At 71.2% G+C, this 18,315-nt stretch carries 10 protein-coding genes; 4 read left to right on the top strand and 6 right to left on the bottom strand.

Annotated features, from left to right (window positions below; genetic code table 11):
* Positions 1-93: 93 nt before the first annotated feature.
* Together ACIQ9E_RS12800 and ACIQ9E_RS12795 are read right to left on the bottom strand one after the other, a co-directional pair.
* Positions 94-2,049 (bottom strand): MFS transporter, encoded by a 1,956-nt coding sequence (locus ACIQ9E_RS12800; protein WP_403706136.1) that lies wholly within the window; start codon positions 2,047-2,049, stop codon positions 94-96.
* 260 nt (positions 2,050-2,309) lie between these two features.
* On the bottom strand, positions 2,310-4,736 hold the full coding sequence (locus tag ACIQ9E_RS12795) for a serine hydrolase (protein WP_403706134.1): 2,427 nt from the start codon (positions 4,734-4,736) through the stop codon (positions 2,310-2,312).
* A 311-nt stretch (positions 4,737-5,047) separates the two neighbouring features.
* On the opposite strand from ACIQ9E_RS12795, the gene ACIQ9E_RS12790 reads away from it, so the two are divergent.
* The 3 genes from ACIQ9E_RS12790 (at position 5,048) to ACIQ9E_RS12780 (ending at position 7,392) form a co-directional block, all read left to right on the top strand.
* Positions 5,048-5,782: a GPP34 family phosphoprotein gene (locus ACIQ9E_RS12790; protein ID WP_403706132.1), complete on the top strand. Its 735-nt coding sequence runs from the start codon at positions 5,048-5,050 to the stop codon at positions 5,780-5,782.
* Positions 5,783-6,036: 254 nt separating this feature from the next.
* A complete protein-coding gene (locus tag ACIQ9E_RS12785) occupies positions 6,037-6,900 on the top strand; it encodes a helix-turn-helix domain-containing protein (RefSeq protein ID WP_403706130.1) in 864 nt (287 codons plus the stop codon).
* 282 nt (positions 6,901-7,182) lie between these two features.
* A complete protein-coding gene (locus ACIQ9E_RS12780; RefSeq protein ID WP_403706128.1) occupies positions 7,183-7,392 on the top strand; it encodes a DUF397 domain-containing protein in 210 nt (69 codons plus the stop codon).
* A 153-nt stretch (positions 7,393-7,545) separates the two neighbouring features.
* Here the strand turns inward: ACIQ9E_RS12780 and ACIQ9E_RS12775 are convergent, their stop codons facing one another.
* The 3 genes from ACIQ9E_RS12775 to ACIQ9E_RS12765 all read right to left on the bottom strand — a co-directional run bounded on the left by ACIQ9E_RS12775 (position 7,546) and on the right by ACIQ9E_RS12765 (position 13,647).
* Positions 7,546-10,188, bottom strand: a complete 2,643-nt coding sequence (locus ACIQ9E_RS12775; RefSeq protein WP_403706126.1) for an NACHT domain-containing protein — start codon at positions 10,186-10,188, stop codon at positions 7,546-7,548.
* A 128-nt stretch (positions 10,189-10,316) separates the two neighbouring features.
* Positions 10,317-11,915: a N,N-dimethylformamidase beta subunit family domain-containing protein gene (locus ACIQ9E_RS12770; protein WP_403706124.1), complete on the bottom strand. Its 1,599-nt coding sequence runs from the start codon at positions 11,913-11,915 to the stop codon at positions 10,317-10,319.
* 139 nt (positions 11,916-12,054) lie between these two features.
* Entirely contained in the window at positions 12,055-13,647 is a 1,593-nt protein-coding gene (locus ACIQ9E_RS12765; protein WP_403706122.1) for a N,N-dimethylformamidase beta subunit family domain-containing protein, read from the bottom strand.
* A gap of 273 nt (positions 13,648-13,920) precedes the next feature.
* Between ACIQ9E_RS12765 and ACIQ9E_RS12760 the strand changes: the two genes are divergently transcribed.
* Positions 13,921-16,509, top strand: a complete 2,589-nt coding sequence (locus tag ACIQ9E_RS12760) for a bifunctional FO biosynthesis protein CofGH (RefSeq protein WP_403706120.1) — start codon at positions 13,921-13,923, stop codon at positions 16,507-16,509.
* A gap of 498 nt (positions 16,510-17,007) precedes the next feature.
* Here the strand turns inward: ACIQ9E_RS12760 and ACIQ9E_RS12755 are convergent, their stop codons facing one another.
* Entirely contained in the window at positions 17,008-18,294 is a 1,287-nt protein-coding gene (locus ACIQ9E_RS12755; protein ID WP_403706118.1) for an epoxide hydrolase family protein, read from the bottom strand.
* Between the last annotated feature and the right edge of the window lie 21 nt (positions 18,295-18,315).

Below are 18,315 nucleotides of genomic sequence, written 5' to 3'. Positions count from 1 at the left end.
GCGGACACTATGCAGCAATCGCGCACCTCGGGGCAGGGGTCTTCGCAGAACGCGACCGTTGCCCCATGCACCCACCCCGGTGGCCGGGGCGGGCTACTTCAGCTCGTCGGGGCAGGGCGTGCCGCGCGGTACGTCGTAGGGCCCGGCGATCCGGTAGGTCCCGGCGTGCGGGGCGAGCAGTTCCGTCCACTCGTCGCCCTCGGTGTCCTTCTCCGTCTTGATGAGACAGCCGTTGACATTGGTGAAGCTCTTCGGTTCGCCGTCCCCGCGCTGCTCGGACTCCTCCGTCTCCTCCGGGCCCTTCATCCGCTTGCCCTTCTCGTCGACGATGCTCAGCCACGGCGAGTAGGGGATCCGGATGAGGACCCGGCCCGGGTCCTCGACGGTGATCCGGAGCTGGTCGGCGCCGGTGTACTCGGCCTTCGCGGGGTTGTCGGCCAGCGGTACGGGGTCCTTGACGGCGAAGATCTGCCAGTTGGCGTCGCCCCAGACCCGGGTGAGGTACGGCAGCCCGCTCTTCACCAGCTCGGCCTCCTGCTTGGCGCCCACGTCGGGGCTGCCCTCGGGCAGGACCACGTAGCGCACGGCCCAGCGGTCCAGCCAGGCCCGGTAGTCGGCGGCGGTGAGGGTCTTCTCGTCGTCGTAGAAGAGGGGGTTGCGCTCCATATCGGCCTGCCGGTTCCAGCCGCGGGCCAGGATGACGTACGGGGCGAGCGCCGAGGCCTCGCGGTGGCTGCGGGCCGGGACCACCTCGACCCGGCCGCGCTCGGCGTCCAGATCCTTCAGCTTGTCGACCAGCGGCGCCAGCTCGAAGTTCCAGGAGGCGGTCGGCGCGGTGCGCACGACGTCGTCGACGGCCTTGAAACCGATCCAGAAGTTCAGCCCGGCAAAGGCGACGGCCAGCGCGTACCAGCGGCGTGAGCGAGGCACCGCGTACGGCAGGGCGGCCAGCAGCACGACGCCCGCGAAGAGCATCGCGAGACGGGTGATGTTCGAACCGATCTGCGAGTCGATCACCCAGGTCAGTACGGTCCCGAGGGCGTAGACCGCGGACGCGGTACGGACCGTGCGCCACTCCTTGGGGACCAGCACGAACACCAGCGCCGAGAAGATGAACGGCAGTGACACGGTCCCCAGCGACATGGGCTGGGTGCCCGAGAAGGGGAACAGCCAGGAGGAGAGGGCGACGACCGCGACCGGTGCCAGACCCAGGGCGTAGGAGCCCGGCCTGCGTTTGTTCAGGAAGAGCGCGGCCGCGACGACTCCGAGGAAGAGCCCGGCGACCGGGCTGGAGGCGGTGGCCAGTCCGGCCAGCGGGGCGGCGACCGCCGCCTTCACCCAGCGTTTGGTGCGCCAGCGGTGCGGCCAGCAGAAGACCGCGGCGACCGCGCCGATCGCGAACATCATGCCGAGGCCGAAGGTGACCCGGCCGGAGAGCGCGTTGCAGAGGAAGGCGAAGACCCCGGCGAGCGCGCAGGGCAGCGGATTGCGGACCGCCCTGACCCGGACCAGGACCAGCGCGGTCAGCGCGGCGGAGACCGTACCGGCGACCATCATCGTGGGCCGGACGCCGATGACGGACATCAGATAGGGGGAGACCACGCTGTACGAGACCGGGTGCATCCCGCCGTACCAGGCGAGGTTGTACGCGGAATCGGGGTGGCGTCCGACGAACTCGGCCCAGGCGTCCTGGGCGGCCAGGTCGCCGCCGGTGTTTGCGAAGAAGAAGAACCAGATCAGATGGCCGACCGCGGCCGCCGCGGCGGTGACGACGACCGGGCGGCGGGTCAGCCGGTCCCAGAGGTCGGCGAGCACCCCGGGCCGGGTACCGGAGGGGCCGGAGAAGTCGGAGGACCCCCGGGGACCCGGAGCCCCCGACGATCCCGATGGTCCGGGCAAATCCACCGGAGCGGATGAACCGGACTTTACGGACGGTCGGGGTACCAGAAGTGAGCCGGACGATTCGGTCCCGTCCACGGGCCGGCGCCGTATTCGCGACCCCGTCCCGGGTCCGCCGCCGTCCGTCCTGACCGGCTCTGCGGTGCTCACTGCGGCTCTCCCCGTCTGTCGTGTCACGGCGTGATCGTGGCGGTCGTGGTCCGTGGGACCGCTGTGGTCGGTCTACCGACGGTACCCGAGAGGGTCGTCCTTCCATCAGGACGCCGGACCGGGCGGCCGGGGTTGCCCCGCCCGGACGGGTCCCGGCGCCCCGGCGGCTCCGGGACGCTAACACGGGGGCGTCCCGGAATCCGGGACGCCCCCGTGGCCGCTCCCCGCCCGGACAGCGTCCGAGGCGGGGGCTCCCGCCGTCAGCCCAGGCGGGTCAGCTTGTCGGTCAGGCCGGGCTCGGTCAGATTCTCCCGGAGGGCGACCGGCACGATCTCCCTGGCCGGCCCCGACCCGATCGACAGTTCGCCGATCACATCGCCCGCGTTGCCGGAGCGCGGCAGGTCGCCCTTCTTCATGGTGAGGTTCAGCCGCAGCTCCAGTCCGCCCCAGCCGACCGCCTTCAGATCCTTGGTGGCGACGACGGGCACCCGGCCGCCGAGACCGTTGTCGAGATAGCCGACGGGCTCGCCCTTCTTCACGATCGTCGCCCCCGCCAGCCCCTTACGGGCCGCGTCGATCATCGCGATGCTGTAGTCGATCGCCTTCTGCGTCTTCTGGTACGGCGAGTCCCCGGTCCGGACGTTCATCGCGATGCCGTTGACCCGGTAGAGCGTGCCGTCGATGGGCTTCACGAAGGACCAGAGGAGATTGCCGCCCGCCGGGGTGGAGGAGCCGGTCTTGATGCCGTCGACACCGTCCAGCAGCAGCGCCCGGTCGTTGCCGTTGCGAATCGGCCCGGCACCCGGGACATCCGTCATGGTGGTGTTGGTGATCTCCCGCAGCACCTCGTCGTTCATCACCGCTTCGGCCAGCTTGAGCTGGTCCTCGGGGGTGGAGGTGGTGGTCTTCTTGAAACCGCTGGGGTCGGTGTAGACGGTGTTGTTCATACCGAGGCTCTTCGCCGCCTCGTTCATCTTCGCGACGAAGGCGGCCTCGGAACCGGAGTGCCAGCGGGCGAGCAGCCGGGCGGCGTTGTTCCCGGACGGGATCATCATGAGCTGGAGCATCTGCTTCTGTGTGTACTCCTGCCCCTCGGAGATCTCCGCGACGGACTCGGAGTCGCGCCGCTTGGTCTCCTCCGCCGCCTGCTTGTCGACCGTGATCTTCCTTCCCTCCTGCCCCTTCTTCAGGGGCCGGTCGCGGAGGATGACGTATGCGGTCATGGCCTTGGCGACGCTGGCGGTCGGGGCGACCTCCTGGGGTCCGTAGGCCCCGATCATGCCGACGCCCTCGACGGCGACGGCGCCCTGGCCGTCCGCCGGGAAGGGCAGGGTGAGCTTGGTGCCCTTGAAGGTGAAGGTGGGCTGCGTGGACAGCTCCAGATCCGGCGGCGGCAGCGGGCGCAGTATCTGCGCCACCGCGCCGACGACCATGAGCAGCAGGACCAGCGGGGTCCAGATCTTGAACCGCCGGGCCACCTTGCGCATGGGGGTGGGCGGGGTGTTCGTCAGCTCGGCGAGCAGGTCCATCGGCGGCAGCGGCGGCACCGGCTGCTGACGGGTCCGCTCGGCCTCCGCGAACCCGGCGGCCGCCGGAGCGGGCGGCGCGGCGGCGGCCGGGACCGGGGCGGGGGGCACGGCGGGCGCGGGCTTCGGCCCGGTGCCCTTCAGCGGTACGAAGGTGCTCGCCCTGCGGTCGGCTCCGTCACCGTCCTTGCCGTCGGTCTTGTCGTCGGTCTTGCCGTCGGTACCGCTGCCGGTCTCGGCGGCCGGGGCGCTCTCCGGACGGGGCGCGGGAGGGAGCTTCAGCGCGGTGGTGGGGCTGTCCACGGCGGGCGCGTCCGCGACCGGCTTGCGCAGCGCCCCGAGGACGGCGGTCGGCGTATCGACGGCCGGCTTGTCGCCGTCCTTGCCGGAATCCGCGTCCGCCTCCGCGTCCTCGTCGGCGTCTTCGTCGGCGTCCTCTTCGTGCCGGTCCGGGTCGGCCTCGGTGTCGGACTCCTCCCGCGTCACGGTGGCCACTGCGCCGCGCCCACCGTCACTGTCGTCCTCGTCCCGGTCCCCGTCCGGGCCCGTCGTCGCCGTCGCCCTCGCGGAACCGGCCGCCAGGACGGTCGTCGCCCGGTCCACCGAGCCGGATCCTTCCTCGCCGGCGGTGTCCGCGGCATCCCGGGGCCCGTCCGCGACGGCGTCCGGTGCGTCCTCAGCGGCCTCCGTGGCCACTTCCGCACCCTCGGGCGTCTCCGGGGCCTCCGGGGCCTTCTCAGGGGCGCTCAGCGACAGCGCGGGTACCACCGCGGTCACTTCGGCGGTCGGGGCGTCCGCGGCGGCTGCCAGTGCGCGCAGCCCGGCCTCCCGTACCTCCGCGTCCTCTTCCACGTCCGCGGCATCGCCGGAATCGGCATCGGCATCGGCAGGGGCGTTGGTGTCGGCGTCGGTGTCGGCGTCGGCGTCCGGGCCGGTTTCCGTCTCGCTGCCGGTGTCCCCGTCCCTGTCCGCGTCGTGCTCCGCGTCCGTCTCCCCGTCCGTCTCCCCGTCCGTCTCCCCGTCCGGATCCGGTGGCAGAGTGAAGACCGCCGTCGGCTGGTCGGGGTGGACCGCCGTCCCGAGCCGGGGTTCCCGCTCAGCCGGGGCCGTCTCCCCCGACGACTTCCGCTGCTCCGACTTGTCGGGGGACTCGCCCGCCACCGTGCCTCCTCGATGAACCATGAACGTCGCTCTGCACCTGCCGCCGGGAACCGCAGCCGACCGTACGTCCGTCGGACGATCCGGTGGGTGGTCCAGCAGAGGATCCTTCAGAAATACAGGCGGTCGCTGCGCTCCGCCCAACCGGGGCCCGTGTTGTCCGAACCATCTCTCAGTGTCCTGTGTGAGAACACGCTCCCTGCCCCTAGACGAGAACGACATACCTACTGGTTCCCGTACAAAGCACTCAGGCACTCTCGACAGACCAATGTGAGAGGGGTCACCCTGTCATTCATCCACGCGGGGAGGCATGGATGGGCAGGAGCCGCAGAACACTTCCGGAAGAGCTGCTGCTGCTCGCTCTGGACCCGGCCACGGGTACCACAGCGCAGCCGCAGTCGCTCGACCTCGGCCTTGCCGGAGCACAGCTTGTGGAGCTGGCTCTGGCGGGACGGATAGCCCCGGACGGGGATCGTATCGCCGTGGTGATGCCACGGCCGACAGGAGATCCGACACTGGACTCCGCACTGGAGTTGCTGCGCCGTCGCGGCAGCCCGGTCCGGGCGGTCCACTGGATCGGCGGACCCCGGCTGGGGCTCCGTCAGATCTACCTCGCGCATCTGGAGCGCTGCGGCATGGTCCATGCCGTCGCCGGCCAGATGTGCGGCGTACTGCCGACGACTCGCTATCAGGCGACGGACACGGCGATCAGCCGCGACATCAGGGCCCGGCTGGACAGTGCGATCCGCACCGGTGTGCCACCGGACCCGCGGACCGCGGCGCTCGCCGCGCTGGCCCATGCGGTCGGACTCGGCAAGCATCTGTACCCCGGCAACGAGGGTCGCTCGTCACGTTCCCGCCTTCGGGACCTGATCAGGCACGACCCGATGGGCGGTCTGGTGGCGCACGCCGTCATGGACGTCCAGAACGGCGCGGCCGTGCAACCGCGCCGGGCCCCGGGCACTCCGGGCGGCAGCAACCGGCAGAGCGCGAGTGTCGCGATGCCGGCGCGCCGCTCCGCCGGAATGGCACGGGTCGCCGCGCACTGAGCCGTACGGACGCGCCGCCGGGTCAGGGCGGCGCGGATCCGGGACGTTCGGGAGCCGCACCAGGGATGCGCGGGACGGCCGAGGGCCGTCCCGCGCATCCCCCTGTCCGGGCCCGCCGCCCGGCCGGAGTCCTGAGGGCTGTCCCGTAGGCCGTGTCGTCATCTGTGTGGCCATTTCGCAGCGCACCGGCATCCGTTGGTGGCAATCTGCTGAGCAGTAAGTACGCTCAGCTACTTCAGCGGAGGTGCTGTTCCGTGGCATCCAACGTCAACCCCACCGTCCGGCGGCGCCGTCTGGGCCAGGAGCTGCGCCGGTTGCGCGAACTCCAGGGCATGACGGCGGAGGAGGTGGCCGACCGCCTCCTGGTCTCCCAGTCGAAGATCAGCAGACTGGAGAACGGCCGCCGGTCCATCAGTCAGCGGGATGTCCGGGACCTCTGCGGGGTGTACGCGGTCGAGGACCACCGGGTCGTCGAATCGCTGATGCAGATGGCCAAGGACTCGCGGCAGCAGGGCTGGTGGCATGCCTTCGGCGATATCCCGTACAGCGTCTACATCGGTCTGGAGACGGACGCGGCCAATCTGCGGGTGTACGAGCCGCAGGTGGTGCCGGGGCTGTTGCAGATCCGGCCGTACGCCGAGGCCGTGGTCGCGGGTGCCGCGCCGGAGAACAGCCAGGCCGAGATCGACAAGCGGGTCAACGTCCGGATGCGCCGCCAGGGCCGGGTGAAGGACGACGGGCAGCCGCTGCGCCTGTGGGCGGTGATCGACGAGGCGGCGCTGCGCCGGGTCATCGGCAGCCGCCATGTGATGCAGGAGCAGTTGGAGTATCTGGTCGAAATGGGCCAGCTTCCGCATGTGACCGTGCAGGTGCTGCCGTTCGACATGGGCGCCCATCCCGGGATCAACGGCCAGTACGCGATCCTGGAGTTCCCGGACGCGGCCGACTCCAGCGTCGTCTACATCGAGGGCGTCACCAGCGACCTCTATCTGGAGAAGAGCGGGGACGTCCACAAGTACACGGTCATGTACGAGCACCTGCGGGCGCAGGCGCTGAATGTGGAGCAGTCACGGGCCTTTATCGAAGGCATCGCGAAGGAGTACGCGCGCAGGCCCTGAGGCGGCCCTGCCCGGGGTGGTCACCGAGCTGTCCGAAATGGAGCGGCGAAAGATACACCCCTGCCCGTACCTCAAGGAAGGGTCGGATGGAATATGCCATCCGACCGAGTGAATGGCAGCCCCGCCCCCGGGATCCGGCGAGTAGCGTCGAAGACGTCAACGGTTCACCAATAAAGCACCAACACAACGTCAACGGAGGGCACGGAAGCACTCGCTTCCACCGCACGTTGTCGGTGCTCGGTCCCCTTACTCACTGCCGGAATTCCCGAAGCGGAGACAATCATGGCCATCATTCAGGGCGCCACCGACACCTGGACCAAGTCCTCCTACTCCGGAGGCAACGGCGCCTGCGTCGAGGTGAAGTCCCCCGTCGCCGCCGAGATCGCGGTCCGCGACTCGAAGGTGCCCGCGGGCCCACGGCTGACGTTCGTGCCCGATGCGTGGAACGCGTTCGTGACCGAGGCCGGCCGGAGCGCCTTCCGGGCGAGCTGAGTCCCCACGGGCAACGTCCTCGGGCGGCGGACGGTCGCCCACCGCACGACCCGCACACCAAGCACGACGAGCACAGAAGCGTATGAAGAGCATGCAGAGCCCTCTCGACTGGTCCGCCGTCCCGGCCGAGGGGGCTCGGCCCGTTCCGGACGGTCACGGCAAGGGGTCGGGATCCGGGTCGAGATCAGGGTACGGATCGGGGACCACCGGACGCGGCGCGCTCCACGTGGCGTCCGTCGGGCGCCCGTACATCACGGTCAGATGCGACGGCAGCGCGGACGGCAGCAGATAGTCCCCTTCGGGTATGACCAGTGTCCGCAGCCCGGGAAAGGCGTCCAGCCACCGCCCCTCCGCGTGCAGATAGCCCTCCCGCAGCCAGAGATGGGTCAGCAGTCCGGGGTCCAGGTTCTCGGTGAGGTCGCGGGGGAGGTAGGGACCGGCGATCTGGACGCGGGACCGGCCGCCCAGCTCCCGCAGTGCCCGCAGATGGTCGAGGCTGTGGACGGTGAAGTAGAGGCCTTCGGGGTCGAGATGGGCGATGATCTCCCGGGCGTACCGCTCGGTGTCGAACCGGTCCCAGGACCACACGAGCTGCCGCCGCACCCGGCGGGAGGGATGGCCGCGGTAGCGGATCAGCACCGAGAGGGCGGCTTCGGTCCCGATGTGCGTGGCAGCGGTGACCACGTTCAGGGCCTGCTCGGGGGTGAGACCCTCGGGTCCCGGCAGCATCCGCGGCACCAGCGGGCCGCCGGCCTCGGCGAGCATCCGGGCGAAGGGCGCGCTGGGCGGCGGCAGCAGCTCCGACACCAGGCCCTTGACCCGGCCGCTGACGTCGGGGTCGATCTCGACGGCCTGGTCGAGGCAGGAGGCGGCGAGCAGCAGGCTCCGTACCGTACGGGACCCGATGCCGCGCTCCCCTCCGACATAGCCCAGCAGGCCCTGGACGACCCGCTTGCGCTCGGCGGGGCGGCCCAGCGCGACCGCCATCCGGACCACGTCCTCCCACTGGTCGTCGAGGGCGTTGTCCAGCAGCAGCGGGAAGTCGCCCTCCTCCACCAGTGCCTTGGCGGCCAGATAGTCCTGGAAGGTGCGGTGGACGAAGTCGAGGTGTCCGGGCGCGGGTTCGCGGAGCAGTCCCGAGCGTTCGACGAGCTGCCTCAGCACCCGCTCAGGGGTCTCCCGCACATGGCCCATGGCGCCGAGGGCGCGCTCCAGCTGGGCGAGGGCGTCCTCGTGGGACATCTCCAGCCGGTTGTTGCGGATCATCCAGTGCGCCAGCTTCTGGAGCAGGGTGATGCTGGTGTCGGTGGAGAACCGCAGCTCGTTCTCCGTCACCACACCCCGCTCCACATCACGCCGCTCCAGCAGCATGCGCAGGGCGGCCTCGTACAGCTCCTTGCGGCCCTGCGGGAGGAAACCGTGGCGCTCCCGGTGCAGCGCGCACAGCAGTCCGCACATCAGGGGGTTGACCGCGAGCCTGCCGAGATCGTCATGGGTGTGGACGGCGTCGATCAGCGCGTCGTCGAGGCCCTCTTCGGCGCCGGCCGCGGTATGCCAGCGGCGGACGAAACGCTCGACCTCGGTGCGCTGCATGACGGAGAGGTTCAGCTCGGTGAACCGCTCGCCGGTCAGCCAGCCCTGGCCCACGGACGAGGGGCGGGTGGTGACCAGCCACAGATTGCCGGGGAACTCGGCCATCAGCTCCCGCATCCAGCGGCGGGTGGCCTCGCGTTCGTACCGCGGGATCTCGTCCATGCCGTCGACGAGGAGGAGGGCGCGGCCCGCGCGCAGCACCCGGTCGGCCCACCCCGCGGGCTGGGCGGCCGCGATGTTGCTCCGCACGGCGTACAGGAAGGTGTCGGGTGTCGGCGGCTCTCCGTCGCGCATGACCCGGCGCAGCGGGAGGACGAACGGGACCCGGCCGACAAGATGGCCGAGCCGGCCGCCGAGTTCGTCGAAGTCCTGCCGGGCGGTGGCGACGGCGAGCCACTGCACCAGGGTCGTCTTCCCCGATCCGGCCGGTCCGCGCAGCAGCACTCGGTCCCGGCCGGAGAGGGCCCGGTCGGCGGGCAGCGGGACGGGGACGTCGTCGGGGCCGGCGGTGGTGGCCTCCAGGGAGACGTACGCGGCGTCGAGCGGCCACTCGCGGGCGTGGTTGAGGTCGAGGCCGTAGATCGTCAGCTCGCCGTACTTGTGCCGGATGTGCTCGGCGTACCGCTGCTCGAAGCGGGTGTCCTCGGCGAGCCGGGACGGGATCCGGTCGAGGAGCAGATCGGTGGCGGCGATCAGCCGGTCGATGGCCCGGGTCTGCTCGACGAGGGTGCGCGGGACGAAGGTGGAGCGGGTGGTGAAGAAGTTGAGGATGTGGAGGCAGGCGGTCTCCAGGAGGGGATCGAAGTACGCCTCGGTCTCCTCGGCCATCGCCCGGGGGCGGGTGAGCCGGGCGGCGAGCGCCTCGGGCCCGAGCGCCACGGCCTGGACGTCCTCCATATCGAGGTCGCCCAGGCTGTGGAGGGCGACGACGAGGGCTTCGGTGAGCTGGTGGCGTACGGAGACGGGCAGGGCGTCGTGCGGCCCGCGCTCCTGGACGGCACGGTCGACCAGCTCGGTCGCGAGGACCCGCAGATGGGTTTCGCCCAGGGCGGTCTGCTCCTCGCCGCGGAAGGAGACCAGCTTCGCCACCCGCACCGGCCGGTCGGTGAGCCCGGCCCCCGCGGTCCCGGGCACGAACAGCTTCTTGACCAGGGGGGCGATGGCACTGGACGCGATACGGACGGTGACGGCGGAGGCATCCATGGCCCGATGCTAGCCAACAGCACTGACAGCGCGTCCGGTTGGCGGAGCCGCCTGCCGGACGCGGGCGGGCCGTTGGTCCGCGGCCCGCCGCCGCGGCCGCCGCCCCGGGGGCAGCGAGGTCAGCTGGGTCAGCGGGGTGCGCCCGCTGTCATCCGGCTGACCAGGTTGGCCGTCGCCCGCCGGATCTTCGCCTTGGTGACGGCGTTCGCCTTGACGGCGTTCTGGGCGTAGATGTCGTCGTCGACCAGGGTGAGCGGCCAGTGGAAGGTGCCCGCCATGAACACCGTCCCGCCACCTTCGTGTTCGGTGACCGCGGTGTGCTGGATCTTCGTCTTCGCCTGCTTGGAGTCCTGGTAGCGGGATTCCGCGAGGAGCGTGCGGCGGCCCTGGGGTGCCGGGGAGGCCGCGTCGTACCCGTCGGCTTCCACACCGATGAGACGGGGGAACTGTTCGCCGTCGCGGACTCCGGTGCCGCGCCACAGCCAGTGGCCGGGCTGCCGCACCACGAGCGGTGTGGGCGCCTTCACGATGCCGTTGAACTGGATGCCCAGAAGCCGCTGCTCGGCCAGGGACCGGTCGGGGCGGATCGACCGCCAGAGGGTGGTGGGTCCCGCCGCGTCGGGCGCGGGGTCGGTGGTCGTCTTGTAGCAGGCCATGACCCGGTTGGGCCGGCCGTTCGCGGACTTCTCCATCCGAACGTGGAAGTACACGTTGTTCGCGCCGAGGAAGGCGAGGTTCCGCCCGGCGTCGACGGCCCGGCTCGCGGACGCGTACATCGGCTCCGACCAGTACTCGTCGTGGCCGGGGAAGAACACCGCACGGTAGCGGCCCGGGTCGACCGTACCGTCGTGCAGGTCGAGACTACTGGCATAGGTGATGTCGTAGCCGCGTTCCTCGGCCCAGCGGACGAAGGCGGTGTCCATGTTGAACCAGGCGGGGGCGCCGGAGCCCGCGTACGGCCGGTCGAAGGAGACCTTGAGCGCCCGGGTGGTGGTGCCGCCGGCGGCGCCGCCGGGGAGGTAGCCGCGGTACAGGTTCTTGCCGTTCTTCCCGTCGTTGGGCCACATGTTGTACGCCTGGTACGTGGTGAACGGGATCACACACAGCAGCGCCGAAGCCCGCTCCGGTTCCCGCACCACGAACGGCGTGCTGCTGCGGTAGCCGTCGTCGGTGGTGAACACGGCCTGATAAAGACCGGAGCGCCAGCCCTTGGGGATCCGCACGCTCCAGGAGCGGGCCCAGGAACAGCTGATCGCGCCGGTCGCGGGGTCCGTGACCGGCGCCGCCTGGCGGCGGCCGGTCAGGGCGGCGCTGGTGGTCATCAGCCGGGCCCCGAGACCCCCGTAATGCCCGATCCGGAAGACCGACACCCGGTACGTCCGGGCGCTGCGCACCGAAATATGGAAGTCGACGGTCTCCCCGTGCCCCGCCGAGGTCGTGGAGGCATAACCCATGATGTGGCCGTGTCCGTCGCTGGAGGCGCGGCGGATGTTCTGGTCCGGAATCCAGTTCCGGGAGCCCGGGAGCCGGTTCTCCTCGCTGATGCCCGGGAGCCGGGCGGCGACGTTGGCGACGGGCTCGACCGCTTCGAGCGGGACCGGCGCCCCGGCGGCGAGCCGGCCGGGGCGGAGCAGTTTCTCGCGCAGCGTGTGGGCGGCGGCCACGGTGCCTGCGGTGGCCAGGGCGAACATGGACAGTACGGCGCGGCGTTGAACTCTTGATGACATGGGTTTCTCCTGGGGTTTCACAGCAGGCAGATGCCTGGGGTGGGCGCCGGGTTGTACCGGATGTGTGCCGTGTGTCCCGCGCCACGGTCGAGTGCCCGGGGGCCCCGGGGGCCTGCGGGTCCCCGGGGCGCCCCTGGGCTCAGCGCGGCGAAGGAGCCGTGAGCCGGTTGACCAGGTTGACCGTGGCCCGGCGGATCTTCCTCCGCGTCGCAGTGTCGATGCTCAGGTTCTCGGTGTAGGAGTCGCCGTCGACCAGGGCGAGCGGCCAGTGGAAGGTGCCCGCCATGAACACCTTGCCGCCGCCGTGGTGTTCGGTCAGGGCGGTGTGCTGGATCTGCGGTCCGGGGAGTCGGTCGTCGAGGTAGCGGGAGTCGGCGAGGAGGGTACGGCGGCCGCCGCGCGGGTCCGGGGACTTCGCGTCATAGGCGTCGGCCTCCACTCCGACGAGGTCGGTGAGCTGTTCGCCGTCCCGGACTCCGGTGCCGCGCCACAGCCAGTGGTCCGGCTGCCGCACCACGAGCGGTACGGGTTTCTGCACGATGCCGTTGAACTGGATGCCCAGCAGCCGCTGCTCGGAGAGGGAGGCGTCCCGCCGGATCTGCCGCCAGCGGGTGGTGGGTCCGGCGGCGCCGGGGGCGGGGTCGTCGAACGACTTGTAGCAGGCCATGACCCGGTTGGGCCGGCCGTTCGCGGACTTCTCCATCCGAACGTGGAAGTACACGTTGTTCGCGCCGAGGAAGGCGAGGTTCCGCCCGGCGTCGACCGCCCGGCTCGCGGACGCGTACATCGGCTCCGACCAGTACTCGTCGTGGCCCGGGAAGAACACCGCACGGTAACGGCCCGGGTCGATCGTACCGTCGTGCAGGTCGAGACTACTGGCATAGGTGATGTCGTAGCCGCGTTCCTCGGCCCAGCGGACGAAGGCGGTGTCCATGTTGAACCAGGACGGGACACCCGCTCCCGCGTACGGCCGGTCGAAGGAGACCTTGAACGCGCGCCGGTCGAAGCCCCCGATGGCGCCGGAGCGGAGGTAACCGCGGTACAGGTTCTTGCCGTTCTTCCCGTCCTTGGGCCACATGTTGTACGCCTGGTACGTGGTGAACGGGATCACGCACAGCAGCGCCGAAGCCCGCTCCGGTTCCCGCACCACGAACGGCGTGCTGCTGCGGTAGCCGTCGTCGGTGGTGAACACGGCCTGATAGAGACCGGAGCGCCAGCCCTTGGGGATCCGCATGCTCCAGGAGCGGGCCCAGGAGCAGACGACGGCGCCCGTCTTCGGGTCGGTTTTCGGGGGCGGCTGCCGGTAGCCCTTCAGCGGGCTGCTGACGGACATCAACCGGGCGCCTTCGCCCCCGTAGTGGCCGATACGGAAGATCCCGACCCGGTAGGTGCGGGCGCTGCGCACCGAAATATGGAAGTCGACGGTCTCCCCGTGCCCCGCGGAGGTGGTGGAGGCGTATCCCATGATGTGGCCGTAGCGGTCGCCGGAGGCGTTGTGGGCGCTCTTGTCCTTCAGCCAGTCCGGGGAACCGGGCAGCCGGTTCTCCTCGGCGATGGTCCGGGCCTGCGTACCGAGGGGCACGGCGGGCTCGGTCACCGGCGGCGGGGTCGGCGGGGCGGTGGGCCGGGCCGGACCCGACTCACCGCGGAAGGCGCAGGCGGATGCGCCCGCACCGGCGGTGGCGACGGCGAACAGGGACAGCAAGGCACGGCGGCGGGGTCTCGACGACACGGGTTCCTCCTGGGTACTCACAGGAGGTAGGTGCGGTGGGGCGGGGGTTGCGTTGCAGGGGATTCGGGGCCGGGACTCGTGGGCCGGACGGCACGTTCCGGACACGACCTGCGCTGGTCGCGTGCAATCCGGAAACGGCGGGTATCCGGGCAGGGCGGTGCGGTGCTTGCTCCCCCGGCGCGGGATTAAACGCGGAGCGCGCATGTTGTCCACTACATGCCCACTTCGCAGCCGGCCTCCGGAAAGCCGTTCCCGCGCTCGTATGCTCGAACCATGACAGATGACCAGGTCGGACGCCCCACCGCCAACGCCATGCGGCGTGCGCTCCGGCGTGCCAGGGACGGGGTCGCCCTCGATGCCGGTGAGGCGGCCGTGCTGTTGCAGGCGCGCGGCGAGGATCTGACGGATCTGTGTGCCTCGGCGGCCCGGGTGCGGGACGCGGGCCTGGAGGCCGCCGGACGCCCCGGGGTGATCACGTACTCGAAGAGCGTGTTCATTCCGCTGACCCGACTCTGCCGGGACAAATGCCACTACTGCACCTTTGTGACCGTGCCGGGGAAGCTCCGGCGCGACGGGCACGGGATGTTCATGTCGCCCGACGAAGTGCTGGCCGTGGCGCGCCGGGGGGCCGAGCTGGGGGTCAAGGAGGCGCTGATCACCCTCGGGGACAAGCCGGAGGACCGGTGGCCCGAGGCGCGGGCGTGGCTGGAGGCCGAGGGGTACGACTCCACGATCGACTACGTCCGGGCGATGTCCGTCCGGATCCTGGAGGAGACGGGTCTGCTGCCCCATCTCAATCCCGGCGTGATGAGCTGGACCGACTTCCAGAAGCTGAAGCCCGTGGCGCCTTCCATGGGGATGATGCTGGAGACCACGGCGGTCCGGCTGTGGAGCGAACCCGGCGGGCCGCACCACGGTTCGCCGGACAAGGAACCCGCCGTGCGGCTGCGGGTGCTGGAGGACGCGGGCCGCAGCTCCGTGCCCTTCACGAGCGGTCTGCTCATCGGGATCGGTGAGACGTACGAGGAGCGGGCCGAGTCCCTGTTCGCGCTGCGCCGGATCTCCCGGTCGTACCACGGTATCCAGGAGCTGATCCTCCAGAACTTCCGTGCCAAGCCCGATACGGCGATGCGCGGGATGCCGGACGCCGAGCTGGACGAGCTGGTCGCCACGGTCGCCGTCGCCCGGCACATCATGGGGCCCTCCGCCTGCCTCCAGGCTCCGCCGAATCTGGTGGACGGCGAGTTCGCCCGGCTGATCGCGGCCGGGGTCGACGACTGGGGCGGGGTCTCCCCGATCACCATCGACCATGTCAATCCGGAGCGTCCTTGGCCCCGGATCGACACCCTCGCCGAGCAGTCCGCCGCGGCCGGCTTCCGGCTGGAGGAACGGCTCTGCGTCTACCCCGAGTTCGTACTGCGCGGCGAACCGTGGCTGGACCCCCGGCTGGTGCCGCACGTCGCCGCGCTCGCCGATCCGGAGACCGGTCTCGCCCGGTCCGACGCCCGCCCGCAGGGGCTGCCCTGGCAGGAGCCCGACGAGGCGTTCACGGCCTTCGGCAGCGGCCGCACCGATCTGCACCGCACCATCGACACCGAGGGCCGCACCGGCGACCGGCGCGACGATTTCGACGTGGTGTACGGGGACTGGGAGGCGCTGCGGGAGGCCGCCGCGCCCGGGATGGTGCCCGAGCGGATCGACACGGACGTCATGGCCGCCCTGCGGACCGCCGCGGACGATCCGACGCGGCTCACCGACGGCGAGGCCCTCGCCCTGCTGCACGCGGACGGCCCCGCGCTGGACGCCCTCACCCGGATCGCGGACGAGCTGCGCCGGTCCGTCGTCGGCGACGACGTCACCTATGTCGTCACCCGGAACATCAACTTCACCAATGTCTGCTACACCGGCTGCCGGTTCTGCGCCTTCGCCCAGCGCCGTACGGACGCCGACGCCTACACCCTCTCCCTGGACCAGGTGGCCGACCGGGCCGCCCAGGCGTGGGACGTCGGCGCGGTGGAGGTGTGCATGCAGGGCGGTATCCACCCCGACCTCCCCGGTACGGCGTACTTCGACATCGCCCGCGCGGTGAAGCAGCGGGTCCCCGGCATCCATGTGCACGCCTTCTCCCCGATGGAGGTCGTCAACGGCGCCTCCCGTACCGGGATGTCCGTCGAGGACTGGCTGACCGCGGCCAAGGAGGCGGGCCTGGACTCCGTCCCGGGCACGGCGGCGGAGATCCTGGACGACGAGGTCCGGTGGATCCTCACCAAGGGCAAACTGCCCGCCGCGACCTGGATGGAGGTGATCTCCACGGCGCACCGGCTGGGGCTGCGCTCCTCGTCGACGATGATGTACGGCCATGTCGACCAGCCCCGGCACTGGCTGGGCCATCTGCGGACGCTGGCCCGGATGCAGCAGGAGACGGGCGGCTTCACCGAATTCGTGACGCTGCCGTTCATCCATACCAACGCGCCGGTGTATCTGGCCGGGATCGCCCGCCCCGGCCCGACGGTCCGGGACAACCGCGCGGTGACCGCGATGGCCCGGCTGCTGCTCCACCCCCATATCACCAATATCCAGACCAGTTGGGTCAAGCTGGGTGCGGAGGGTGCGGCGGAGATGCTGCGCTCCGGGGCGAACGACCTCGGCGGCACCCTGATGGAGGAGACCATCTCCCGGATGGCGGGCTCGCGTTACGGCTCGTACCGGTCCATCAAGGACCTGGTGTCGATAGCGGAGCTGGCGGGCCGCCCGGCGAAGCCGCGGACGACGCTCTACGGGGAGGTGCCGGAGGAGCGGGTGCGGTCGGCGGAGGCCTCGGACGGCCATCTGCCGAAGCTGCTGCCGCTGACGACGGACTGACATCCGGCGGGGGCCACGGCCCCGCCGGGCCGCCCGGGGAGCCCGGGGAGCCCGGGGAGCCCGGACCCGCTCGCCGGGCCGGAGCCGCCGGTGCTGTCGCAGGCGTCGGCCCGGCGGGCTCTACGGCCCCGGATGGTGGCCGAGCGGCTCGGCCCGAGCGGCGTTCCGGGCCCCGTGCGGGCGGAAGCACGGGCCGTGGCCGGGCCGCTTCGGGAGTGCCCGGCCGCCCCGGCCCGGCTCCGTGCTCCGGCTCCCCCGACGGCCCGGGTTCCCGGCAGCCCGCCCTCCGACGGCCCGGCTCCGTGCTCCGGCTCCCCCGACGGCCCGGGTTCCCGGCCCGGCTCCGTGTCCCGGCTTCCCCGACGGCCCGGGTTCCCGGCCCGGCTCCGTGTCCCGGCTTCCCCGACGGCCCGGGTTCCCCGCAGTCCCGCCCTCCGACGGCCCGGGTTCCGGCAGTCCCCGTTCTCCAGCAGTCCGGATCCCCGGCGATCCGGCTCCTCAGCGGACCCCGGCGAAGAAGAGGCCCAGGTCCGCCGCCAGGACGTCCGGTGCCTGCATGGCGATGAAGTGGTGGGTTACCGGATTGTCCGTGGGCCAGTGGACGATCGTGTTGTCCCGCTCGGCGAGCCGCCGGATCGCGGGCGGCCCGCTGTAGACACCGGTCGGAACCGCCTTCTGGCCCTCGGGCCAGCCGAAGGACGTGCTGTCGTACATCGGCCAGGAGGAGGTGCCGAAGGTCCCCGTGAACCAGTACACGCTCACGTTGTCCAGGAACAGATCCCGGTCGACGGCCTCTTCCAGCGGCTTCCCCGAGGAGTTGAACTCACCGAACTTCTGCAGCATCCATGCCAGCGCCGCGACCGGGGAGTCCTGCCAGCCGTAGGCGAAGGTCTGCGGTGCGGCGCGCAGCAGCGCGTGGTGGTCCACGCCGTTCATCCAGTCCTGTGCGTACAGCTCCGCGTAGGCGGCGCGTTCGTCGTCGCTCATACCGGGCAGGTCCTCGTCGGTGGGAAAGCCGAGCCCGCCCAGGACATAGACGCCGACGACGTGCCCGGGGTCGGCCAGGGCGACCTGCGGGGCGATGTAGGCGCCGAGATCGCCGCCCTCGACCCCGTACCGCTCATAACCGAGCCGCCCCATCAGCGCGGCCCAGATCCGGGCCACCCGGGCCGTGGTCCACCCGGCCGTGCTCGGCGGTGCGGAGAAGCCGAAGCCGGGGACGGACGGTACGACGACATGGAAGGCGCGGGACGGATCGCCGCCGTGGGCGCGGGGATCGGTGAGGGGGCCGATCAGCTCGGCGAACTCCACGAACGAGTTCGGCCAGCCGTGGGTGAGGAGGAGCGGCAGGGCGCCGGGCTCCGGGGAGGTGATGTGCAGGAAGTGGATGTCATGGCCGTCCAGTTCGGTCACGTACTGCGGGAACGCGTTCAGTTTCGCCTCCCGGCTGCGCCAGTCGTAGCCGTCCCGCCAGTACGCGGCCAGCTCCTTGAGCTGCGCCACGGGCACCCCACGGCTGCCCTCCTCGCCCGGCAGCTGTCCGGCCCACCGGGTCCGGGCCAGCCGGTCGCGCAGATCGTCCAGGTCGGCCTGGGGGACGCCGATCCGGAAGGGGCGGATCTCCGTCCGCCCGGTGGCCGTTCCCCGGCCGTCCGTTGCCCGGCCCTCCGTCGCCCGGCCGGTGGTCTCCCCACCCGTGAACCCCGCTGTGACCATGGTCTTCTCCTCGCCCGCTTCGGTGATGCGACGACCGTAGAAGCCATGGCGGACAACGTACGTCCTCATGTGACGTCCCGCAGCTGCCCA

The sequence above is a fragment of the Streptomyces sp. NPDC094448 genome, from assembly GCF_044763775.1.
Taxonomy (GTDB): Bacteria; Actinomycetota; Actinomycetes; order Streptomycetales; family Streptomycetaceae; genus Streptomyces.
This window is presented reverse-complemented; position numbering and strand designations above follow the sequence as displayed.